The organism is Streptomyces sp. RLA012, from assembly GCF_056270325.1.
Genome location: NZ_JBWDPA010000002.1, coordinates 1,656,731 through 1,678,065, shown reverse-complemented (window position 1 = coordinate 1,678,065; position 21,335 = coordinate 1,656,731). Strand labels below are relative to the sequence as shown.

Annotated in this window: 18 protein-coding genes; 11 read left to right on the top strand and 7 right to left on the bottom strand. The window is 70.9% G+C overall.

The genetic code is table 11. The annotated features are described in order from the left end of the window. Positions 1-21 precede the first annotated feature (21 nt). Positions 22-2,214, top strand: a complete 2,193-nt coding sequence (locus RV986_RS07955; RefSeq protein ID WP_475916709.1) for a 3-hydroxyacyl-CoA dehydrogenase NAD-binding domain-containing protein — start codon at positions 22-24, stop codon at positions 2,212-2,214. Positions 2,215-2,244: 30 nt separating this feature from the next. Here the strand turns inward: RV986_RS07955 and RV986_RS07950 are convergent, their stop codons facing one another. Beyond that, positions 2,245-2,952, bottom strand: a complete 708-nt coding sequence (locus RV986_RS07950) for a MerR family transcriptional regulator (RefSeq protein WP_475916708.1) — start codon at positions 2,950-2,952, stop codon at positions 2,245-2,247. 267 nt (positions 2,953-3,219) lie between these two features. Between RV986_RS07950 and RV986_RS07945 the strand changes: the two genes are divergently transcribed. The 3 genes from RV986_RS07945 (at position 3,220) to RV986_RS07935 (ending at position 5,856) form a co-directional block, all read left to right on the top strand. Beyond that, complete coding sequence (locus RV986_RS07945) at positions 3,220-4,686, top strand: amino acid permease (protein ID WP_475916707.1); 1,467 nt, start codon at positions 3,220-3,222, stop codon at positions 4,684-4,686. A gap of 79 nt (positions 4,687-4,765) precedes the next feature. Then, positions 4,766-5,245 (top strand): macro domain-containing protein, encoded by a 480-nt coding sequence (locus RV986_RS07940; RefSeq protein ID WP_475916706.1) that lies wholly within the window; start codon positions 4,766-4,768, stop codon positions 5,243-5,245. Positions 5,246-5,358: 113 nt separating this feature from the next. Continuing rightward, positions 5,359-5,856 (top strand): F0F1 ATP synthase subunit B family protein, encoded by a 498-nt coding sequence (locus tag RV986_RS07935; protein WP_475916705.1) that lies wholly within the window; start codon positions 5,359-5,361, stop codon positions 5,854-5,856. A 136-nt stretch (positions 5,857-5,992) separates the two neighbouring features. On the opposite strand, the gene RV986_RS07930 is transcribed toward RV986_RS07935, so the two are convergent. Beyond that, positions 5,993-7,492 carry a M1 family metallopeptidase gene (locus RV986_RS07930; RefSeq protein ID WP_475916704.1) on the bottom strand — a complete coding sequence of 500 codons (1,500 nt, stop codon included), beginning with the start codon at positions 7,490-7,492 and terminating at the stop codon, positions 5,993-5,995. A 180-nt stretch (positions 7,493-7,672) separates the two neighbouring features. Here RV986_RS07930 and RV986_RS07925 point away from each other — a divergent pair, with 180 nt between their 5' ends. Then, the gene (locus tag RV986_RS07925) at positions 7,673-9,634 is read left to right on the top strand and encodes a Xaa-Pro dipeptidyl-peptidase (protein WP_475916703.1); all 1,962 of its coding nucleotides are present in this window, start codon (positions 7,673-7,675) and stop codon (positions 9,632-9,634) included. A gap of 13 nt (positions 9,635-9,647) precedes the next feature. Here RV986_RS07925 and RV986_RS07920 read toward each other — a convergent pair whose 3' ends face one another. Then, complete coding sequence (locus RV986_RS07920; protein WP_475916702.1) at positions 9,648-10,619, bottom strand: FAD-dependent oxidoreductase; 972 nt, start codon at positions 10,617-10,619, stop codon at positions 9,648-9,650. A 66-nt stretch (positions 10,620-10,685) separates the two neighbouring features. Here RV986_RS07920 and RV986_RS07915 point away from each other — a divergent pair, with 66 nt between their 5' ends. Together RV986_RS07915 and RV986_RS07910 are read left to right on the top strand one after the other, a co-directional pair. Continuing rightward, positions 10,686-11,846, top strand: a complete 1,161-nt coding sequence (locus RV986_RS07915; protein WP_475916701.1) for an oxidoreductase — start codon at positions 10,686-10,688, stop codon at positions 11,844-11,846. Positions 11,847-11,955: 109 nt separating this feature from the next. Continuing rightward, on the top strand, positions 11,956-13,596 hold the full coding sequence (locus RV986_RS07910; RefSeq protein ID WP_475916700.1) for an ABC-F family ATP-binding cassette domain-containing protein: 1,641 nt from the start codon (positions 11,956-11,958) through the stop codon (positions 13,594-13,596). 1 nt (position 13,597) lies between these two features. On the opposite strand, the gene RV986_RS07905 is transcribed toward RV986_RS07910, so the two are convergent. The 3 genes from RV986_RS07905 to RV986_RS07895 all read right to left on the bottom strand — a co-directional run bounded on the left by RV986_RS07905 (position 13,598) and on the right by RV986_RS07895 (position 17,626). Further along, on the bottom strand, positions 13,598-14,167 hold the full coding sequence (locus RV986_RS07905; RefSeq protein ID WP_475916699.1) for a putative glycolipid-binding domain-containing protein: 570 nt from the start codon (positions 14,165-14,167) through the stop codon (positions 13,598-13,600). A 107-nt stretch (positions 14,168-14,274) separates the two neighbouring features. Beyond that, positions 14,275-16,671, bottom strand: coding sequence for a Tex family protein (locus tag RV986_RS07900; protein WP_475916698.1), 2,397 nt, complete (start codon positions 16,669-16,671; stop codon positions 14,275-14,277). 88 nt (positions 16,672-16,759) lie between these two features. Further along, a complete protein-coding gene (locus RV986_RS07895; RefSeq protein ID WP_475916697.1) occupies positions 16,760-17,626 on the bottom strand; it encodes an SCO6745 family protein in 867 nt (288 codons plus the stop codon). A gap of 112 nt (positions 17,627-17,738) precedes the next feature. On the opposite strand from RV986_RS07895, the gene RV986_RS07890 reads away from it, so the two are divergent. Both RV986_RS07890 and RV986_RS07885 read left to right on the top strand, forming a co-directional pair. Further along, positions 17,739-18,692: a GlxA family transcriptional regulator gene (locus RV986_RS07890; protein ID WP_475916696.1), complete on the top strand. Its 954-nt coding sequence runs from the start codon at positions 17,739-17,741 to the stop codon at positions 18,690-18,692. Between the two features lie 101 nt (positions 18,693-18,793). After that, complete coding sequence (locus tag RV986_RS07885) at positions 18,794-19,429, top strand: DJ-1/PfpI family protein (protein ID WP_475916695.1); 636 nt, start codon at positions 18,794-18,796, stop codon at positions 19,427-19,429. Positions 19,430-19,475: 46 nt separating this feature from the next. On the opposite strand, the gene RV986_RS07880 is transcribed toward RV986_RS07885, so the two are convergent. Continuing rightward, positions 19,476-20,243: an enoyl-CoA hydratase/isomerase family protein gene (locus RV986_RS07880; RefSeq protein ID WP_475916694.1), complete on the bottom strand. Its 768-nt coding sequence runs from the start codon at positions 20,241-20,243 to the stop codon at positions 19,476-19,478. A 149-nt stretch (positions 20,244-20,392) separates the two neighbouring features. On the opposite strand from RV986_RS07880, the gene RV986_RS07875 reads away from it, so the two are divergent. Both RV986_RS07875 and RV986_RS07870 read left to right on the top strand, forming a co-directional pair. Next, positions 20,393-20,602, top strand: coding sequence for a hypothetical protein (locus RV986_RS07875; RefSeq protein ID WP_475916693.1), 210 nt, complete (start codon positions 20,393-20,395; stop codon positions 20,600-20,602). 174 nt (positions 20,603-20,776) lie between these two features. Continuing rightward, the gene (locus RV986_RS07870; protein WP_475924213.1) at positions 20,777-21,283 is read left to right on the top strand and encodes an ATP-binding protein; all 507 of its coding nucleotides are present in this window, start codon (positions 20,777-20,779) and stop codon (positions 21,281-21,283) included. The last annotated feature ends 52 nt before the right edge of the window (positions 21,284-21,335 follow it).

The following is a 21,335-nucleotide window of genomic DNA, read 5'->3' as shown; positions in this document are numbered from 1 at the left end:
GCTTCTACGGAGACCCTCCTCATGACCGAGAGCACCACCATCCGCTGGGAACAGGACGAGACCGGTGTCGTCACCCTCGTCCTCGACGATCCCAACCAGTCGGCCAACACCATGAACCAGGCCTTCAAGGACTCGATCGCGGCGATCGCCGAGCGCGCCGAGACCGAGAAGGACTCCATCCGGGGCATCATCTACACCTCCGCCAAGAAGACCTTCTTCGCGGGCGGCGACCTCAAGGACATGATCAAGGCAGGTCCGGAGAACGCCCAGGACGCCTTCGACACCGGCATGGCCATCAAGTCCTCCCTGCGCCGCATCGAGACCCTGGGCAAGCCGGTCGTCGCCGCCCTCAACGGCGCGGCCCTCGGCGGCGGCTACGAGATCGCCCTCGCCTCCCACCACCGTGTCGCCCTCGACGCCCCCGGCTCCAAGATCGGCCTGCCCGAGGTCACCCTCGGCCTGCTGCCCGCGGGTGGCGGCGTCACCCGCACCGTCCGCCTCATGGGCATCACCGACGCTCTGCTGAAGGTGCTCCTCCAGGGCACCCAGTACTCCCCGCAGCGGGCCCTGGAGAACGGCCTCGTCCACGAAGTGGCGGCCACCCCCGAGGAGATGCTCGCCAAGGCGCGCGCCTTCATCGACGCCAACCCCGAGTCGCAGCAGCCCTGGGACAGGCCCGGCTACAAGATCCCGGGCGGCACGCCGTCGAACCCGAAGTTCGCCGCCAACCTGCCCGCCTTCCCGGCCAACCTGAGGAAGCAGCTGAACGGCGCCCCCTACCCGGCGCCGCGCAACATCATGGCGGCCGCCGTCGAGGGCTCCCAGGTCGACTTCGAGACCGCGCAGACCATCGAGGCCCGCTACTTCACCGAGCTGGTCACCGGGCAGACGTCCAAGAACATGATCCAGGCGTTCTTCTTCGACCTCCAGGCGGTCAACTCCGGCGCCAACCGCCCCCAGGGCATCGAACCGCGCAAGGTCCGCAAGGTCGCCGTCCTCGGCGCGGGGATGATGGGCGCGGGCATCGCCTACTCGTGCGCCCGCGCGGGCATCGACGTCGTCCTGAAGGACGTGTCGGCGGACGCGGCGGCCAAGGGCAGGGCCTACTCCGAGAAGCTCTGCGCGAAGGCCATCTCCCGCGGTCGTACGACCCAGGAGAAGGCCGACGAACTGCTCGCCCGCATCACGCCCACCGGCGACCCGAACGACCTGGCCGGCTGCGACGCGGTGATCGAGGCCGTCTTCGAGGACACCGCCCTCAAGCACAAGGTGTTCCAGGAGATCCAGAACGTCGTCGAGCCCGACGCGCTGCTGTGCTCCAACACCTCGACCCTGCCGATCACCGTGCTCGCCGAGGGTGTGGAGCGGCAGGGCGACTTCATCGGACTGCACTTCTTCTCGCCCGTCGACAAGATGCCGCTGGTCGAGATCATCAAGGGCGAGCGGACCGGCGACGAGGCACTGGCGCGCGCCTTCGACCTCGTACGGCAGATCAAGAAGACCCCGATCGTCGTCAACGACTCGCGCGGCTTCTTCACCTCCCGCGTCATCGGCCACTTCATCAACGAGGGCGTCGCGATGGTAGGCGAGGGCATCGAGCCCGCCTCCGTCGAGCAGGCGGCGGCCCAGGCGGGCTATCCCGCCAAGGTCCTGTCCCTGATGGACGAGCTGACGCTCACCCTGCCCCGCAAGATCCGCAAGGAGTCCAGGCAGGCCGTCGAGGAGGCGGGCGGCACCTGGCAGACGCACCCGGCGGAGGCGGTCATCGACCGCATGGTCGACGAGTTCGGCCGCACCGGGCGCAGCGGCGGCGCGGGCTTCTACGAGTACGGCGCGGACGGAAAGCGCGGCAAGCTGTGGCCCGGGTTGCGCGAGCACTACACCAAGCCCGGCCACGAGATCCCCTTCGAGGACATGCGGGAGCGCATGCTCTTCTCCGAGGCGTTGGACACCGTCCGGCTCCTGGAGGAGGGCGTGCTGACCTCGGTCGCCGACGCCAACATCGGTTCCATCTTCGGGATCGGCTTCCCGGGCTGGACCGGCGGCGTGCTCCAGTACATCAACGGATACGGCGGTTACGCCGGGGCAGCCGCCGGACTGCCCGGATTCGTGGCACGCGCGCGTGAACTCGCCGAGCGCTACGGGGAGCGGTTCACGCCGCCCGCGCTGCTCGTGGAGAAGGCGGAGAAGGGCGAGAGGTTCAGCGACAAGTAGCGCCGGCGCATCGGTGAGCGGGGGAGTGGCTCAGGACTCCTTGAGCCACTCCCGCAGCTCCTCCTTCAGGGAGCGCTGGAACGTGGTCAGCAGCGCCTGCACCACCAGCGGCTGCATGTGCGCCGACAGGGACTTCACCGCCGCCACCGACTCGTGCTCGCCCACCGCCTCGCGCAGCAGCGTGGAGAGCTCCCGTGCCGCCGCGCGTGAGTGTTCCAGCAGGACGCTCCGCGCCGCGAGGATCGTCTCGTGCGCGAGGGGTACGTCGAGGAGCTGGACGCCGAGCGCCAGCAGCGTCGGGTCCGCACGGAAGAAGACCGAGGAGTCCTCGGCCCGCTCGATGACGCTCATCGCGACGAGCCGCTCCAGATCCTGTTGCCCCAGGGGGCGGCCGGCCCGCCGCTCCAGTTCCTCGCGCGTCACGTCCTCCGTGGCGTCCGGCGCCCAGGAGGCCACCACGGCACGATGGATGGCGAGATCCTGGGCGCTCAGGTCGGGCGGCAGCTGCTGCAGATGGCGCTCGATCGCGGCCAGCGTCATGCCCTGGCGCTGCAACTCCTCGATGAGTGCGAGCCGGGCCAGATGCTCCTGGCTGTAGTGCCCCACCCGGCGGGGTCCGATCGCGGGCGGCGGCAGCAGCCCCTTGGAGCTGTAGAAGCGGACCGTACGGACTGTGACGCCCGCGCGCGCGGCCAGCTCGTCGACCGTGAGCGCCGGCTCCTCGGTGTCCGTGGTCATGACAGGTCCTCGCCTCTTCGATGGTGCACCGATCAGGTGTAACAGTATTGCTGTCTCACCGGACCTGTGAAAGCGCTGTCGGTGAGTTCTGTACCCATTGATCACCATGTGAGATGTTCCGCGATGTGAGGTGTGCCATCGCATCCGGGGTGATCCCTCGGGGAGGGTGGCTCCTTGGTCCGTGCCGTGTCAGGGGTGGCGCGGACCGAGGCACATCCGGACACCCGCGCACCCGGTGCGCGGGCGCACCAGAGAGTAGATCCATCCGTGAGCAAGGACGCCGTGGACACGGCCGAGGCCGCATCCCGCACCGACGCGGCCCGTACGCCCGCGGACGCGGGCGACGCCGGTTACAGCAAGGACCTCAAGGCCCGCCACGTCAACATGATCGCCATCGGCGGCGCGATCGGCACCGGACTCTTCCTCGGTGCCGGCGGCCGCCTCCACACCGCGGGCCCCGCGCTGGCCGTCGCCTATCTCGTCTGCGGCGTCTTCGCGTTCTTCGTCGTGCGGGCCCTCGGCGAACTGGTCCTCTACCGGCCCTCCTCCGGTTCCTTCGTGTCCTACGCGCGCGAGTTCCTCGGTGAGAAGGGCGCGTACGTCGCCGGGTGGATGTACTTCCTCAACTGGTCGACGACCGGTATCGCCGACATCACCGCGATCGCGCTCTACACGCACTACTGGAGCTTCTTCACCGACATCCCGCAGTGGGTGCTGGCCCTGATCGCCCTCGCGGTGGTCCTGGCCGTCAACCTGATCTCGGTGAAGATCTTCGGCGAGATGGAGTTCTGGTTCGCGATCGTCAAGGTCGCCACACTCGTCTCCTTCATGCTGGTCGGCATCTTCCTGCTGGCCACCCACCACGAGGTGGGCGGCCGGAAGCCGGGACTGAGCGTCATCACGGACCACGGTGGTCTCCTCCCGCACGGGACCATGCCGGTCGTCCTGGTGATGCAGGGCGTGATCTTCGCGTACGCGGCCCTGGAGCTGGTCGGCGTCGCCGCGGGTGAGACCGCCGAGCCGGAGAAGGTCGTCCCGCGCGCGGTGAACTCGATCATGTGGCGTGTGGGTCTGTTCTACGTCGGCTCGGTCGTCCTGCTCGCGCTGCTGCTGCCCGGTTCGGTCTACTCGGCGGACGAGAGCCCCTTCGTCACCGTCCTGTCGAAGATCGGCGTCCAGGGCGCCGGTGACGTCATGAACCTGGTCGTCCTCACCGCGGCCATGTCGTCCCTGAACTCCGGCCTGTACTCCACCGGCCGCATCCTGCGCTCCATGGCCGTGGCGGGTTCCGCGCCCAGGTTCACCGCGAGGATGAACCGCAACCAGGTCCCGTACGGCGGCATCCTGCTCACCTGTGCCGTGTGTGTGCTCGGTGTCGGCCTGAACTATCTGATGCCGAGCCAGGCCTTCGAGATCGTTCTGAACGTGGCGTCCCTGGGCATCATCAGCACCTGGGTGATCATCATGATCTGTCATCTGGTGTTCGTCCGCCGCGCCAAGGACGGCCTGGTCACCCGCCCGTCCTTCCGGCTCCCCGGCAGCCCCGTCACCGAGATCGTCACGATCGTCTTCCTGCTGGCCGTGCTCGGCCTGATGGGGAACGACCCGGACGTCGGCCGCAAGACCCTGCTCCTCGTCCCGGTGATCGCGGCCCTGTTGGTCGGCGGCTGGTTCGCGGTCCGCCGCCGGGTCTCGAAGACCGCGGACCAGGAGCTGAGCAAGCTCACGAAGTAGCGGACGAAGTAGCGGACGAAGCAGCAGACGCAGTAGCAGGTCAGGCGCCACTGTCAGTGGCGGCGCCTACGGTGACGTCATGTCGGGGATCGGATATGTCCGGGGTGACGCCACCGTGCCGTCGGTCAAGGGCGTCAAGCTGATCGCCCACGTCTGCAACGACGTCGGAGGCTGGGGGAAGGGCTTCGTCCTCGCCCTCTCCCGCCGCTGGCCCGAGCCGGAGGCGGCGTACCGGGCGTGGCACCGGGACCGGGCGCACAACGACTTCGGGCTGGGCGCGGTCCAGTTCGTCCAGGTCGAGAAGTATGTGTGGGTGGCGAACCTGATAGGCCAGCGGGGTATCCGGACGGGCAGCAAGGGGGTCCCCGTCCGCTACCAGGCGATCGACACGGGCCTCGCCCATCTGGCGACCAAGGCCGCCGATTTCGACGCGTCCGTCCACATGCCCCGCATCGGCTGCGGTCTGGCCGGCGGCGACTGGTCCCGTGTGGAGCCGCTCATCATGCGACGGCTGGTGGAGCGGGGGGTGGCGGTGACGGTGTACGACCACGGGGGGTGAGCGGTGCCCGAAGGCCGGGCGCGCGGTTCCCCGCGCCCCCGGCGGGGCACCGGGGCCGACCGTAGGGGCTGTTTTCGGTCAACTCTGGCGCAGATGCGCGTTGGCTCGCACGCATGAGCGGGTACATCACGGCCATGGATCTCATCCCCTACCCCATAGGCCCACTCAACCCGAAGGTTCAGGATCTCGGCTACGCACTGGTGCTGTTCGCCTTCGCCTATGTGTTCGTCGCGCGGTTGCTGCCGCGGATGAACCAGGTGCTCGAAGCACGCGACGACGCGATCAACGGCACCAGGAACCGGGCCGAGGCAGTGCGCGCCCGCGCGGCGCAGGAGCATGCCACGGCAGAAACCCTGCTGGCCGAGGCCCGTCACGAAGCCGCCCGCATCCGCCAGCAGTCCCTCGAACAGGGCGCCGCCCTGATCGCCGAGGCCCGTGCGGACGGGCAGCGCGCACGTGACGCCGCGCTGGCCGAGGGCCGCGCCCGCATTGAGGCCGAGTGCGCGGCCGCCGAGGCCGAACTCCGCGTGTCCGTCTCGGAACTGGCCTCCGACCTGGCGAGCCGCATCGTGGGCGAGCAGGTCGCGGCCCCCGTGGAACAGAGCAACTGAGGCAGCCGGCACCTTCCTCGGAAGGCCCCACCCGCGCACCGCCGAGAAGGTCGCGGGGCGGGTGGGGCAAAGAGCCCGTTCGAAGGCCGGAGTCCCGGCTCAGCCGAAGTCCCGGCCCACCGGCCGAAGTCCCGGCTCAGCCGGAGTGGACCGCGTCGGTCGCCGCGATCTTCTTCCACGACCTGGGCTGAGCGGGCGCCCCTTCGGCGGCCCCGGCCCCCGAGATCGACGCGCTGCGTGCCGCGGGTGCCGCCGGCTTCGACGGCTGGAACAGCCAGGTGTCGAACAGGGCGGCGAGCGAGGTGCCGGACACCTGTTCCGCGTACTTCTGGAAGTCCCCGACCGACGCGTTCCCGTAGGCGTGCTCCTTCGGCCACCCCTTCAGGATGGTGAAGAAGGCGTCGTCCCCGACCTCGTTGCGCAGCGCCTGGACCGCCAGTGCTCCCCGGTCGTAGACGGCGAGGTCGAACTGGTTGTCCGGCCCCGGATCACCCGGTGCGACCGTCCAGAAGGCGTCGTCCGCCGGATGCGAGGCGTACACGTAGTCGGCGAGTTCCTGCGCCGTCCCCTCGCCCTCGTGCTCGGACCACAGCCACTCCGCGTACCGCGCGAAGCCCTCGTTGATCCAGATGTCCTTCCAGCCCTTCAGCGACACGTCGTCCCCGTACCACTGATGCGCCAACTCGTGTGCGACGACGTAGGTGTTGGAGCCGCGCGCGAATTGCCGGGGGCTGTAGTACACCCGGGTCTGCGTCTCCAGCGCGTACCCGGTGGTGGTGTTGGGGACGTACCCGCCGACGGAACTGAAGGGATACGGCCCGAAGTAGCCGCTCAGCCAGTCGACGATCTCCCCGGTCCGCTCCACGCTGGCGCGCGCCGCGCCGTCGTTGTCGCCGAGAGCCCTGCTGTAGGCGTTCATGACCGGGACGCCGCCCTCCGACGTGCTGGTCGTGATGTCGAACTTGCCGATCGCCAGTGTGGCCAGATATGTCGCCTGCGGCTTGTTCGAACGCCAGGCGTAGCGGGTCCGGCCGAGCTGTGAACTCACCGACTGGAGTGTGCCGTTGGAGATGACCTGGGTGCCGTCCGGCACGGCGACCGAGACGTCGTACGTGGCCTTGTCGCTCGGGTGGTCGTTGCTCGGGAACCACCACCAGGCCGACTCGGGCTCGTCTGCCGCGACAGCCCCGTCCGGGGTGCGGTGCCAGGTCGAGAAGCCGTACGCGCTCTTCGTCGAGGGCACCCCGCTGTAGCGGACGACGATCGTGACGGACCTGCCCTTGGGCAGCGGTGTCGCCGGGGTGACCTCCAGTTCGTGCTGGCCCGAGGTGGTGAACGAGGCCTTCGCCCCGTTGACCCGCACCTCGCTCACATCCAGCAGGAAGTCCAGATCGAACCGTGAGAGATCCTCGGTGGTGGTCGCCAGCAGGGTCGCGGTTCCCGCCAGTTCGTCCGTCGTGGGCTGGTAGGTGAGCCGCAGGTCGTAGTGCGAGACGTCGTATCCGCCGTTGCCGTAGGCCGGGTAGTAGGGGTCGCCGATACCGGGCGCCCCGGGCTGGTAGTCGGCCGCCGATGCCGGGATCGCCAGCAGCAGAGAGGCGGCGAGCGCGCCCGGGGCGATGAGTCTGCGGTGCACGTCGAGCTCCAAGTCGTGGGAGAACGAGGACAGTTGGGAGCCTATTGACTCCCTGTGCCTCCACCCTGTCCATCGCCGCTCCTGTCACACGATCGCCATTCGGCCGACATGACCGATTCGGGCCCTGCGGCACCCATGGACCCTCTTTTGCAGGGGAGTTGACCGGGGTACCTTCCGCGCATGCCGACACCATGGCGCCGTATGCGCTTCATGACCTGGAGATCGCTCGCGACGGCGGTCACCGCCGCCCTGATGGCCGTCTTCCTCGCCCCCGCCGCCGCACACGGCGCGTCCCGGGAGAGCACCCCGGTCTACTCGTACGAGAACGCGATCCGCGAGTCCGTCTGGGTGGACACCGGCCTCGACGGTGACGGCGACGGAAGGTCCGACCGGGTCGCCGTAGACATCGTCCGGCCCCGCGAACTCGCCCAGCAGGGCCGCAAGGTCCCCGTGATCATGGACGCCAGCCCGTACTACTCCTGCTGCGGACGCGGCAACGAGAGCCAGCTGAAGACGTACGACGCGAACGGCGACGTCGTCCAGATGCCGTTGTTCTACGACAACTACTTCGTGCCGCGCGGCTACGCCTTCGTCGGTGTCGACCTGGCCGGAACCAACCGCTCCGACGGCTGTGTGGACGTCGGCGGCCGCTCCGACATCCAGTCCGCGAAGGCCGTGGTCGACTGGCTCAACGGCCGGGCCAAGGGCTACACGACGCGTACCGGCGCCGACCGTGCCAAGGCGACCTGGACCAACGGCAGGACCGGCATGATCGGCAAGAGCTGGGACGGCACCATCGCCAACGGTGTCGCCGCGACCGGCGTCAAGGGCCTGAAGACCATCGTGCCGATCAGCGCGATCTCCTCCTGGTACGACTACTACTTCGCCCAGGGCGCCCCGCTCTACGACTCGGGCCCGGACTGGCTCTCCGACTACGTCGACAGCCCCGACGCCCGCGCCAAGTGCGCCGCCGTACAGCAGAAGATCGTCGACGGGGCCCCGCGCACCGGCGACCGGACGCCGTTCTGGACCGAGCGCGACTATGTGAAGGACGCGAGCAAGGTCAGGGCGAGCGTCTTCCTGGTGCACGGCATGCAGGACCTCAACGTCCGCACCAAGAACTTCGGCCTGTGGTGGAACGCCCTCGCCAAGAACGGTGTCGAGCGCAAGATCTGGCTCTCCCAGACCGGCCACGTCGACCCCTTCGACTTCCGCCGTGGCGCCTGGGTCGACACCCTGCACCGCTGGTTCGACCACGAACTCCTCGGCTACGACAACGGCATCGACGACGAGCCCATGGCCGACATCGAACGCCACCCCGACCAGTGGGTCACCTCCGGCGTCTGGCCGCCCCGCGGGACGGAGACGACGACACTCCGTCCGGGCACGGGCACCCAGGCGGGCGTCGGCACCCTTGGCCTGCGTACGGGCCACGGAACCGAGACCTTCACCGACGACCCGCGGCTGAGCGAGACCGACTGGGCCGCGAACATCGACCGGTCCAGCTCCGAGAAGGCCGGGTTCGTCACCGAGCCGCTGACCCGGGACCTGCGTCTGTCCGGCTCCTCCAAGGTGACCGTCACCGCCACACCGACCACCTCGACCGCCCACCTCTCCGCGGTCCTCGTCGACCTCGGCCCGGACACCATCCGCGACTACGCCGCCGGGGGAGAGGGCATCACCACCCTCACCGACCGCACCTGCTGGGGCCCGAGCAGCACCGGCGACAGCTCCTGCTTCAAGGTCACCCGCGCGAGGACGACCGACGTCGCCTCCACGGTCCTCAGCCGCGGCTGGGCCGACCTCGGCACCTACGCCTCCCCCGGCAAGGGCGTCCCGCTCACCCCGGGCAAGGCGTACACGATCACGCTCGACCTGGCCGCCACCGACCACGTCGTCCCGGCGGGCCACCGGCTCGCCCTGATCGTCGCGGGCACCGACAGGGACCTCATCGACCCCCCGTCGAGCACGCCCACCCTGACCCTGGACCTGTCCCGTACGTCGGCCCGTGTCCCCTTCGTCGGCGGCGCCGGGGCCTTCGCCAGGGCGACGGCGGGATCCATTGCCGCCGCGAGCACGGCCGGCCTCGACGGCGTGGGCGATCCGGGCGGCGCCCTCCGGGTCCCGGGGGAGACCCGCTGATCCGCTGACGCCCTCAGCGCACGGCGGCCGGGCCCTCGCCCAGCGCGAGCTCGGCCGCCTCCCGCGCACAGCCCCAGGCCACCGTGACGCCCGCGCCGCCATGGCCGTAGTGGTGCACCAACACCCGCCCGTCCGGCAGCACTTCGCGCTCCAGGCGGACCGTGTCGCGCACCGGCCGCAGCCCCACCCGATGGCCGAGCACACGCGCCCCGGCGATCTCGGGCCGCAGCGCCACACATCGTTCGACGATCGCCCCGGCCGCCGCCGGATCGGGCGTGAGCGACCAGTTGTCCTCGTCGGTCGTGCCGCCCAGCACGAGCCGGTCCGGGTGCGGGAAGACATAGGTGGTCGTCCCGGCCTCCGGGTCCGTCGAGACGACCCAGGTGCGGATCCCGGGGTTCTCCACGATCACGAGCTGCCCGCGCACGGGCCGTACGGCCGGATCCGGTACGAGCGTGTGGGCGCCCAGCCCCGTGCAGTTGACGACGACCGGCGCCTCGACCTCCGCGAGATCCGTCACCGTCCGTGTCTCGATGCGCCCGCCCGCCGTCAGAAACCGCTCGCGCAGCCAGCGCAGATGCACCGGCATGTCGATCAGCGGCAGCCGGGCCCACAGCCCCGTACCCGTGTACTCCTCGGCCGTTGTGGCCCGAAGTCCCGGCACCCGGGCGGCCCACGGCTCCAGCGCGTCCAGTCGCGTCTCGCCCTGTACGCCCTCGACCACGCGTACGCCCGTCTCCCGGGGCCGGGCCGCCAACTCCTCGTACACGGAGAGTGATTGGAGGGCCCATTCACCCGCGAGCGCCTTCGGCCGGATGCGGTACGGCCACCACAGCGCGCCGGCAACCGCCGAGGTGGTCAGCTCGCCGGGCTCCCGCGCCCACACCCGTACCCGGCGGCCGCGCTCGGCCAGGACCACGGCCGTCGTCAGCCCGATGACCCCGCTGCCGACCACGACCACATCACCGCTTCGCGCGTTCTCCACGCCGGGACGCTAGCGGAATATGTCATGCCGTGCTCACATCACTCCCAGTCTGGGGATACTCACAGCATGTCTGCCGAGTACGCGACCTTCGGCCTGGCACCGGCGATGCGTGCCGGTGGAGTCCTCGCCAACGGTGACTACCAAGTGCACCGGGACTTCGTCGACTTCATCGTCGACGGGCGCCCGCTGCTGTACCAGCTCTCCGACCTCGACGCGGTGTCCCCGCTCGCCTCCGACGTACCACCCGCGATCTTCACCGCCCAGGTCCGAAGCCTTCTCCTGGAGGCCGAGGCTCCGCTCGACGGCGGCCGGTACGTGATCTACGGCTGCCCCGAGTGCCAGGGCATCGAATGCGGTGCCGTGACCGCCGTCATCGAGAAGTCCCACGCCACCGACTCCGCCCACTCCACCCACTCCACCGACTCCGCCGACTCCGCCGACTCCGCCGACTCCGCCGACTCCGCCGACTCCGCCGACTCCGCCGACTCCGCCGACTCCGCCGACTCCGCCGACTCCGCCCACTCCACCGACGACTACGTATGGCGCGACTTCGCCTGGCAAACCGACGAACACGCCGATCTGGAGCTCAACGGCTACCACGGGATAGGGCCGTTCCGCTTCCGTGGCGCCGAGTACCGCGACGCGCTGAACTCGCTGCTCTCGGGTGATCCCGGGGCGCGCCGCCGGGTCCTGCTCATCGGGGCCCGGGTCGCCGTGCTCGCCAAACTGGCCGCCGCCCTGCGCACCATCGGCATCGGCGCCGACATCACCCGTGACGCCACCGACGTCCCGGCCGAGGAACTCCGCGGATACGGCGCGGTGGCCTTCGGGCGCGCCGTCGGCGAGCCGGAGCGCGCGGCCGTACGGCGGTCCTTCGAGCGGGCCGGGGTCGAGGTCGCCCACGTCGACGGGCTGGCCCCGATCATCCCGCTCCTCGTCGCGCAGATCGAGTACGCCCTGGACCGGGGCCCCCGCGAGCTGCGCCGCCTCACCCGCCTCGTCGCCGCCGACGGCGAGGCGGGCATCGAGGTCACCTCCACCTGCCGGGTCAAGATCACCGCGTACCGCCTCGACCGGCTGTACCGCACACACACGCAGGAGGTCTTTGACGGGATCCTGGAGGCGGGCCGGCACCGGATCGCGCTGGACGCCAAGGCCGTGAAGGGGCAGTCCTTCCTCGTGGCGCGGACCTCGGGGAGCGTGCTGGTGGAGGCGATGGCCCACTGAGCGAGCCGCACGGGAACGGAAGCGCGGCCCCGCCCGGAAACGGGGACGTAGCCCCGCCCGGAAACGGGGGCGCAGCCGGGGCGGCCGGGCCGTTAGGATCGGCCTCCTGATGACTGCCACTCTCGTCGCCAAGAACCTCGCCGCCGGACACGGCGACCGCTCGCTCTTCTCCGGGCTTGACCTCGTGGTCGCGCCCGGCGATGTGATCGGGCTCGTCGGTGCCAACGGCGCGGGCAAGTCCACCCTGCTGCGGATGCTCGCCGGCCTGCTCACGCCCGAGGAGGGGGAGCTGCGGCTGTCCCCGCCGTCGGCGAGCGTCGGGCATCTGCCGCAGGAGCCGGAGCGGCGGGAGGGCGAGAGCGTCCGGGAGTTCCTGGCCCGGCGCACCGGTGTGGCCGAGGCCCAGCGCGTGATGGACGAGGCGACGCAGGCGCTCGTCGACGGCGCGCCGGGCGCGGACGACGCGTACGCGGAGAGCCTGGAGCGCTGGCTCGACCTCGGCGGCGCCGACCTCGACGAGCGCGCCGAGGAGGTCGCCGACACCCTCGGGCTCGGCGTCGACCTCGACCAGCCGATGACGTCGCTGTCCGGCGGCCAGGCGGCCCGCGCCGGACTCGCCTCCCTGCTCCTGTCCCGCTACGACGTCTTCCTCCTCGACGAGCCCACCAACGACCTGGACCTGGAGGGCCTGGAGCGGCTCGAACGCTTCGTCTCCGGGCTGCGCGCGGGCACCGTCGTCGTCAGCCACGACCGCGAGTTCCTGACCCGCACGGTCACCAAGGTGCTCGAACTCGACCTCGCCCAGCAGCAGATCACCCTCTACGGCGGCGGCTACGAGGCCTATCTGGAAGAGCGCGACACCGCCCGCAGGCACGCCCGCGACGACTACGAGGAGTACGCCGACAAGCGCTCCGCCCTCGAAGGCCGCGCCCAGATGCAGCGCTCCTGGATGGACAAGGGCGTCAAGAACGCCCGGCGCAAGGCGAACAACGACAACGACAAGATCGGCCGCAAGTTCCGCAGCGAGGCCAGCGAGAAGCAGGCCGCCAAGGCCCGGCAGACCCAGCGCATGATCGAGCGCCTGGACGTCGTCGACGAGCCGCGCAAGGAGTGGGAGCTGCGGATGGAGATCGCGGCCGCACCGCGCTCCGGTGCCGTCGTCGCCACCCTGCGTGACGCCGAGGTGCGGCGCGGCGACTTCACCTTCGGCCCCGCGACCCTCCAGATCGACTGGGCGGACCGGGTCGCCGTCACGGGCGCCAACGGCGCGGGCAAGTCGACCCTGCTCGGCGCCCTGCTCGGCCGGGTCCCGCTGGACGCCGGTCACGCGACCCTCGGCTCCGGTGTGGTCGTCGGCGAGGTCGACCAGGCCCGCAAGCTCTTCCACGGCTCCGAGGCGCTGCTCGACGCGTTCAGCGCCGCCGTCCCCGACACCGAACCGGCCGAGCTCCGCACCCTGCTGGCCAAGTTCGGCCTCAAGTCGGAACACGTCCTGCGCCCGGCGGCCACCCTCTCTCCCGGCGAGCGCACCCGCTCGGCCCTAGCCCTCCTCCAAGGCCGGGGCGTCAACCTCCTCGTCCTCGACGAGCCGACCAACCACCTCGACCTGCCCGCGATCGAACAGCTGGAGACGGCGCTCGACTCGTACGAGGGCACGCTGCTGCTCGTCACCCACGACCGCCGCATGCTGGACGCCGTCCACACCACGCGCCGACTGGAAGTGGCGGCGGGCAAGGTGACGGAACGCTGAGCTAGGCCATGGCCAGCCGCCGCGCCATCGTGGGGTAGTCGACGACGTAACCCTCCGCGTCGAACTCCAGATCACTGCGGTAGTCGCCGGACGAGAACCGGACGCGCCCGCCGTCCCCGCTGCGCCCGAGATGCGTGTACGTCTGCTGTGACGCCCGCACGGCCAGGTCCGGCACCGACACCCAGGCCATCAGGAACTCCCGCTCGCCCGGCGCGCGATGCAGGCCGTGGCGCAGCACCGGCATGGTGTTCGTCAGCGGGCACAGCCCCAAATCGCAGTCGAGGGCGCCCCCGAGCTCGGGCAGCCAGTCCCCGTCCGCCGTCCAGTGCCCCTCGCCGTCGTGCCGCAGATCCAGCGAGCCTGTGCCCGAGGCGGTCTCGGCGGTCACACACAGCCGCCGGGTCACGAACCCGTCGATGGTGTCGAGCTCGTAGGAGATCCAGTACGGCTCGGGAACTGTCCCGACTGCACGCCCGCGCGCCCGCAGAGAGCGGGCGCCGGACACGATCCAAGAGGTCTCGAGCCCCTTGCTCTCCGTGACTTCCCAGGTAATGACACGCGAGTCGGCCATACGGTCACTTTAAGGAGCGGGGCTCGTGCAAGCGCCCCGTCAGAGGCGCGGGGAACTGCGCGCTCAGCCACTGACGGCCCGCAGTTCCCCGATGTACCTTCAGTGGCTCAGCGCCTGCCCTTCTTCGGATCGACAAGCCCCGCCCGCCGCAGGGCGTCGGCCATCGCGCTGTTGGCCGGCGGCGGCGCGGCCTGCCGCGCACCGCCGCCACCGCCTCCGCCCGCACCACCACGCGGCTGACGCTGCTGCTGTCGCTGCTGCGGCGGCCGCCCGCCCCGCTGGGGGCGTCCACCGCCGCCCTGCTCGTCCTGCGGCGCAGCCTCGTCGTCGAGCCGCAGAGTCAGCGAGATCCGCTTGCGCGGGATGTCGATGTCGAGCACCTTCACCTTGACGATGTCGCCCGACTTCACCACATCGCGCGGGTCCTTCACGAACGTCTTCGACATCGCCGAGACGTGCACCAGACCGTCCTGGTGCACGCCGATGTCCACGAACGCCCCGAACGCGGCCACGTTCGTCACGACCCCTTCGAGCACCATCCCGGAGGCCAGGTCGGAGATCTTCTCGACGCCCTCCTTGAAGGTGGCCGTCTTGAAGGCGGGCCGCGGGTCGCGCCCGGGCTTCTCCAGCTCCTTGAGGATGTCCGTGACGGTCGGCAGACCGAACGTCTCGTCCACGAAGTCGGTCGGCCTGAGCGAGCGCAGCACACCGGTGTTGCCGATCAGGGAGGCGACCTCGCTGCCCGCCGTCTTCACCATCCGGCGCACCACGGGGTACGCCTCCGGGTGCACGCTGGACGCGTCCAGCGGGTCGTCCCCGCCGCGGATCCGCAGGAAGCCCGCGCACTGCTCGTACGCCTTCGGGCCGAGCCGGGCCACGTTCTTCAGGGTCGTACGGGATGTGAAGGGGCCGTTGGCGTCGCGGTGCGCCACGATGTTCTCCGCGAGCCCGGAGGTGATGCCGGAGACCCGGGCGAGCAGCGGAGCGGACGCCGTGTTCACGTCCACGCCCACGCCGTTCACACAGTCCTCGACCACCGCGTCCAGCGACCGGGACAGCTTCACCTCGGACAGGTCGTGCTGGTACTGCCCGACACCGATGGACTTCGGGTCGATCTTCACCAGCTCCGCGAGGGGGTCCTGGAGCCGGCGCGCGATGGAGACGGCGCCGCGCAGCGACACATCCATGTCCGGCAGTTCCTGGGAGGCGAACGCGGACGCCGAGTACACCGACGCCCCCGCCTCGGAGACCATCACCTTGGTGAGCTGCAGCTCCGGGTGCCTGGTGATGAGTTCACCGGCGAGCTTGTCCGTCTCGCGGGACGCCGTGCCGTTGCCGATCGCGATCAGCTCGACCGTGTGCTCCTTGGCGAGCCGGGCGAGCTTGGCGATGGCCTCGTCCCACTTGTTGGCCGGGACGTGCGGGTAGATGACGTCCGTCGCGACGACCTTGCCGGTCGCGTCGACCACGGCGACCTTCACGCCCGTACGGAAACCGGGGTCGAGGCCCAGCGTCGACCGTGTGCCCGCCGGGGCGGCGAGCAGCAGGTCGCGCAGGTTCGCCGCGAAGACGTTCACCGCCTCGTCCTCGGCGGCCGTCCGCAGCCGCAGCCGCAGATCGATGCCGAGGTGCACGAGGATGCGGGTCCGCCAGGCCCAGCGGACCGTGTCGGTGAGCCATTTGTCGGCGGGGCGGCCACGGTCGGCGATCTGGAAGCGGTGCGCGACGATCCCCTCGTACGAGGAGGGGCCGGGCTGCTCGGAGGGCTCCTCGGGCTCCAGGACGAGGTCGAGGACCTCCTCCTTCTCGCCGCGCAGCATGGCGAGGATGCGGTGCGAGGGCAGCTCCTTGAAGGGCTCGGCGAAGTCGAAGTAGTCGGCGAACTTGGCGCCCGCCTCCTCCTTGCCGTCCCGGACCTTGGCGGCCAGACGGCCGCGCACCCACATGCGCTCGCGCAGCTCGCCGATCAGGTCGGCGTCCTCCGAGAACCGCTCGGTGAGGATCGACCGGGCGCCGTCCAGCGCGGCCTGCGGGTCGGCGACGCCCTTGTCCGCGTCGACGAAGGCCGTCGCCGCGGCGAGCGGGTCGACCGACGGGTCGCCGAGCAGGCCCTCGGCCAGCGGCTCCAGGCCCGCCTCACGCGCGATCTGCGCCTTCGTGCGCCGCTTCGGCTTGAACGGCAGATAGATGTCCTCAAGGCGCGCCTTCGTCTCGGCGCCCCGGATCTGCGCCTCGACCTCCTCGGTGAGCTTGCCCTGCTCGCGCACCGATTCGAGGATCGCCGAGCGCCGCTCCTCCAGTTCCCGCAGATAGCGCAGCCGCTCCTCGAGGGTGCGCAGCTGCGCATCGTCGAGCATCTCGGTCGCTTCCTTGCGGTAGCGGGCGATGAAGGGCACCGTCGAACCGCCGTCGAGCAAGTCGACGGCGGCCTTGACCTGCCGCTCCCGTACGCCGAGCTCCTCGGCGATCCTGCCTTCGATGGACCCTACGAGGGGTGTCGTCACGATCCCGTACCGCCTTCTCCACTGAGGTTGCGCGGCAATTGTGGCAGGTGACACCGACAACGGGGGATCAGGGCGCCGATCGGCGCGGTCAGCCCTTGCCGGTCATGCCCTCGGGGAAGGCGCCGGCCGCCAGCGCCCGCATCAGGATGCCCCGCGCCAGCTCGGTGAGGCGCTCCACCCCGGCGGCGCCCAGATGCTCGTACGGCGCGCGGTCCAGCCGGTCCGTGCGGGCCTCGATCCCGGCCCGCAGGGCCGTGCCCGCCTCGGTCAACTCACCCGCCGCGTCGAGCAGTCCGCGCTCGCGCAGTCGCTCGACCGCCGCGTCCCAGTGCGTGCGCGACCAGCCTCGCGTACTCAGCGCCCACTTCGGGGCCATGCCCCTGCCGGTCGCGGTGTGGCTCACCAGGGCCTCGACCGGGTCGAGCTCCGCGTCGAGCAGCACCGCGAGGTGACCGTCGCCCCGGTGCTCGCGCAGCAGCGTGGCGGCGTGCCAGAACGCGAGGTGCGGCGCGTCGGGCACGGGCAGGTCCGCGTGGGCGGAGTACAGCGGGCGCGCGGTCCTGGTGCAGGCCTCGGCCGCCCGCAGGGCCAGCTCCGCCGCCTCGGCCATCTCCTTCGAGGCGACGACGTCGTCGCCGAGGAGCCGTCGCCAGGTCGCGTCGACGCCGCGCGCGCGTGCGGCGAGGACGGTCTTCGGAGAAGCCTTCTCCCACACCTCGGGCACGTGCCGCGCCACCAGCTCGTGGCGGAAGTTGTAGAACGTCGCCGTCACCGTGCCCGGACCCACCGGGCCCATGGCCGCGGCCCGGACGGCGAAGTACGCGGCGTTGCTGTCCTTGATCCCGACCTCGGCCAGCTCTCGCCCCAGGTCCGGCGAGAAGTAGTGCGTCGAGTGCAGCGGATTGAGGGCGTTGTGGCAGCGCCGTCCGGCGCGCTCCGGCAGTGGAGTGGTCATGACCGCAGGTTACCGACTGGTCGGTACGTCTGGAACGGCGGGACGCGCGAGGGCAGGAAAGGTGGGGTACTCGTCATTGCGGCCATCGCCCGGGCCGCCAAGAATCGACGGTATGCGAACCGTCCTGGTCGTCCTCTTCGACGACGTGCAGAGCCTCGACGTCACCGGGCCCGTGGAGGTCTTCGCCGGTGCCGAGGCCTGCCACGGCGGCTCGTACCGCATCCGCACCGCCTCCCTGGACGGCGCACCCGTACGCACCACCAGCGGCCTCACCCTCGTCCCGGACCAGGCTCTCGCCGACACGCCCGCCCCGCACACCCTGCTCGTGCCGGGCGGCCGGGGCACCCGGCGCCCCGACCCCCGTCTGACCGACTGGCTGCGCGCGTGCGGCCCGAACGCCGACCGTCTGGTCTCCGTCTGCACCGGCGCCGCCCTGCTCGCCGCGGCGGGCCTCCTGGACGGCCGCCGCGCCACGACCCACTGGGCCTACTGCGACGAGCTCGCCCGCGACCACCCGGCGATCCGGGTCGACCCCGACCCCATCTACGTCCGCGACGGCCGGGTGTCCACCTCGGCCGGGGTCACGTCGGGAATCGACCTCGCCCTCGCGCTCGTCGAGGAGGACCTGGGCCGGGAGACCGCCCTCACCGTCGCACGCCACCTGGTCGTCTTCCTCCGGCGCCCCGGGAACCAGGCCCAGTTCAGCGCCCAGCTCGCCGCGCAGACGGCGCAGCGCGCGCCCCTGCGCGAGGTGCAGCAGTGGATCACCGAACACCCCGGCGACGACCTGTCCGTCGGCTCGCTCGCCGCCCGCGCCCGTCTCTCGCCCCGGCACTTCGCCCGCGCCTTCCAGGCGGAGACGGGCATGACACCGGGCCGGTACGTGGACCGGATCCGCCTCGAACACGCCCGGCGGTTGCTGGAGGACACCGCGGACGGTGTCGAGGAGATATCCCGGGCCTGCGGCTACGGCACCCCGGAGGCGATGCGCCGCGCCTTCGTCAAGGCGCTCGGTTCGGCCCCGGCGGAGTACCGGCGCCGCTTCCGGCCGTCCCTTTCCCATTGATACGGCCGCTTCCCATTGATTACGGCCGCCGTCACCTGTCGGCCCGGCCGGCCCCCGCACTCGTCGCTCCGGCCGACCGCCACCCGTTGAAAGGAAGCCCGATGCAGATCGCCATCGTCCTCTTCGACCGCTTCACGGCCCTGGACGCCGTGGGCCCGTACGAGACCCTCGGCCGCCTGCCCGGCGCCGAGACGGTCTTCGTCGCCGAGCACACCGGCCCCGTCCGCAACGAGAGCGGCAACCTGGCCCTGACCGCCGACAAGACCCTTGCCGAGGTGCCGAACCCGGACATCCTCGTGGTCCCCGGCGGGCCGGGCCAGACCCCGCAGATGGAGAACCGGGTCCTGCTGGACTGGCTGCGCGCCGCCGACGCCACGAGCACCTGGACGACGTCCGTGTGCACGGGCTCGCTGCTGCTGGCCGCCGCCGGGCTGCTCGACGGCCGCCGGGCCACATCGCACTGGCTGGCCCTCGACCTGCTCAAGCGGTTCGGTGCCGAGCCGACCGGGGAGCGGGTGGTGTTCGACGGGAAGTACGTCACCGCGGCCGGGGTCTCGTCCGGCATCGACATGGGGCTCACCCTGCTCGGCCGGATCGCGGGCGACGAACACGCCCGGGCCGTACAACTGCTGACGGAGTACGACCCGCAGCCGCCCTACGACGCCGGGTCGCCCCAGAAGGCACCCGCACATCTCGTGGAGGAGTTCCGGGCGAAGAGCCGCTTCATCATGGAGTAGTCATGGAGTAGTCATGGAGTGGTCGTGGATGTAGCCATGGATGTAGTCATGGAGTGGTCGTGGTGGGCGCCGGAGCGGTCCACGTGAACCGTGGCTGCCGGCGCTCCAGGAAGGCGGCGACCCCCTCCGCGGTGTCGCCGCTGCCGCGCGCCTGCTCGGCCCAGTGCGCGTCCCGGTCGGTCCGTCCGTTCGCGAACTCCTTGGCGGCCGCCTGCGTCAGCAGCGACCGCCCGGCCAGCACGCGCGTGAACTCGCCGATCCGCTTGTCGAGCGTGCCCTCGGGCAGCACCTCGTCCACCAGACCGGTGCGCAGCGCGCGCTCGGTGTCGATCAACTCGCCGGAGAACAGCAGGTACTTGGCGGTCGCCGGACCCACCAGCGACACCAGCCGCCGGGTGGAGGAGGACGCGTAGACGATCCCCAGCTTCGCCGGCGTCACCCCGAACCGCGCCCCCTCCTCCGCGAACCGCAGATCGCAGGCCGCCGCGAGCTGGGACCCGCCGCCGACGCAGTACCCGCGGATCGCCGCGAGCGTCGGCTTCGGGAACGCGGCGAGCGCCTCCTCGGCGGCCACGGCCAGGCCCTGCGCCTCGTCCGAGGAGCCCCGCAGTGTCGAGATGTCGGCCCCCGCGCAGAAGGTGTCGCCCTCGCCGGTGAGCACGAGCGCGTGTACATCGGGGTCGGCGGTCAACTCGTCGAGCAGCGGCGGCAGCGCCCGCCACATGGCCGCCGTCATGGCATTGAGCTTGGCGGGGTGGTGGATGACGACAGTGGCGACTCCGTCGCCGAAACGGTGCAACAGCTGCGGCTCCATGGGCCGGATGCTATCCGGCCCCCCTCGAACGTACGATCAAGAAGGGGGCCGGGCGCGAGGAGGCGCTGACGGCCAGGTCCAGGGGCAGGGCGGCACCCGACGAGACCGCCAGACTGAGCCGCGACTTCAGCTGGATCGCGGCGCTCGGCGTGATCCTGGTGATCGCCGGGCTCGTCTACACCGACTGGCCGAGCAGCGGCAAGTACGTCATTGGCTGCTTCTTCGCGCTCGCGCTGCTCTTCGACGGACTGGGCCTGGTCGCCACCGGCTTCGGCGGGCGGCGGATCGTGCACCTGGTCTCGGGGCGACCGGCGGACGAATCCGGCGAGCCCGAGGCCAAACCCGTACAACCCGAATAGTTCGCGAAGCAGGCACGACGGGGACAGGAGCGGTCGCACAACTGACCGTGTCATACGCCGACGATCAGAAATCGTCGATAATCGCTGACTTCTGTTCAGGCATTCGGTCCGGACCAGCGCGTTACCAACACTCGACGTGTGGTGACAATCGAGCGCAAGGGTGGCGACCGGACGATGGAGAACCACGGGCGGGGGTTCGACTCCCGCCCCGAAGGCGGCGGGGACGTGCCTCCAGACCGGAGACCACCGGGCCCGCTGCCGTACGAGGGGGTGTGGCGGTTCACCGCTCCCGCCATCGACGCCTCGGTGCCGCAGGCGCGACACGCCGTGCGTGACCTGCTCCACCGTCAACAAGTGCCCGTTTCGGACGACCTCGCCCAAGGGCTCCTGCTGATCGTCTCCGAACTGGTGACGAACGCCGTCCGGCACGCGGCGCTGCTGTCCCCGATGCTCGCCGTGGAGGTTGCCGTCGGCGCCGAGTGGGTGCGGGTCTCCGTGGAGGACAACCACCCCTATCGCCCGACCGCCCTGGAGGCCGACCACGGCCAGACCGGCGGCCGTGGGCTGCTGCTGGTGCGGGAGGTCACCAGGGAGTCGGGCGGGGTGTGCGACGTGGAGCACACGGCCAGTGGCGGCAAGGTGATCTGGGCCGCCCTGCCGCTCACACCGAGCATCGTCTAGCCGGTCACCGTGGGAGACGCGTGGGGGAGTCCCCGATGTGCGGACGGGGCCG

Excerpts from the sequence above, each read along its gene's own strand:
- RV986_RS07955 (WP_475916709.1), top strand. The coding sequence starts at position 22 with ATGACCGAGAGCACCACCATCCGCTGGGAACAGGACGAGACCGGTGTC.
- RV986_RS07950 (WP_475916708.1), bottom strand. The coding sequence starts at position 2,952 with ATGACCACGGACACCGAGGAGCCGGCGCTCACGGTCGACGAGCTGGCC.
- RV986_RS07940 (WP_475916706.1), top strand. The coding sequence starts at position 4,766 with ATGTCGGGGATCGGATATGTCCGGGGTGACGCCACCGTGCCGTCGGTC.
- RV986_RS07935 (WP_475916705.1), top strand. The coding sequence starts at position 5,359 with ATGAGCGGGTACATCACGGCCATGGATCTCATCCCCTACCCCATAGGC.
- RV986_RS07925 (WP_475916703.1), top strand. The coding sequence starts at position 7,673 with ATGCCGACACCATGGCGCCGTATGCGCTTCATGACCTGGAGATCGCTC.
- RV986_RS07915 (WP_475916701.1), top strand. The coding sequence starts at position 10,686 with ATGTCTGCCGAGTACGCGACCTTCGGCCTGGCACCGGCGATGCGTGCC.
- RV986_RS07910 (WP_475916700.1), top strand. The coding sequence starts at position 11,956 with ATGACTGCCACTCTCGTCGCCAAGAACCTCGCCGCCGGACACGGCGAC.
- RV986_RS07905 (WP_475916699.1), bottom strand. The coding sequence starts at position 14,167 with ATGGCCGACTCGCGTGTCATTACCTGGGAAGTCACGGAGAGCAAGGGG.
- RV986_RS07895 (WP_475916697.1), bottom strand. The coding sequence starts at position 17,626 with ATGACCACTCCACTGCCGGAGCGCGCCGGACGGCGCTGCCACAACGCC.
- RV986_RS07890 (WP_475916696.1), top strand. The coding sequence starts at position 17,739 with ATGCGAACCGTCCTGGTCGTCCTCTTCGACGACGTGCAGAGCCTCGAC.
- RV986_RS07885 (WP_475916695.1), top strand. The coding sequence starts at position 18,794 with ATGCAGATCGCCATCGTCCTCTTCGACCGCTTCACGGCCCTGGACGCC.
- RV986_RS07880 (WP_475916694.1), bottom strand. The coding sequence starts at position 20,243 with ATGGAGCCGCAGCTGTTGCACCGTTTCGGCGACGGAGTCGCCACTGTC.
- RV986_RS07870 (WP_475924213.1), top strand. The coding sequence starts at position 20,777 with ATGGAGAACCACGGGCGGGGGTTCGACTCCCGCCCCGAAGGCGGCGGG.